Source organism: Brevibacterium sp. SIMBA_078 (assembly GCF_046534565.1).
Classification (GTDB): Bacteria; Actinomycetota; Actinomycetes; order Actinomycetales; family Brevibacteriaceae; genus Brevibacterium.
This window is the reverse complement of record NZ_JAWRYQ010000418.1, coordinates 1-251: the sequence shown is the minus strand read 5'-3', so window position 1 is coordinate 251 and position 251 is coordinate 1. Positions and strand designations below refer to the sequence as shown.

The window sequence follows — 251 nt, the reverse complement described above, 5'->3', positions numbered from 1 at the left end:
AATATCTGCGTGCTCAATGGCACTGCGATTATACGCATTAAATAAGCGGTCAAACTCGCCATTTTTACGCATGACCGCTAAGCCATTTTCAACTGCATAGGCCAACTCGGGCGTATCTTTACTAAAAAAGAAGTAAATTGCACTTGGGTATTGCAGTATTAACTGAGGAAGAGTTGTAAGTTTTGCATCACCTTTAAAGGTATTTAGCTCCGTTTCAACCTCAAGCAACGATCGAGGCAATACATCTCCTC

The 251-nt window shown here is 41.4% G+C and carries 1 protein-coding gene; it reads right to left on the bottom strand.

Going from position 1 to position 251, the window contains the following annotated elements:
• A partial coding sequence (locus tag SB749_RS20250; protein WP_410711890.1) for a hypothetical protein occupies window positions 1-240 on the bottom strand: 240 nt, incomplete at its 3' end.
• Window positions 241-251: the final 11 nt, after the last annotated feature.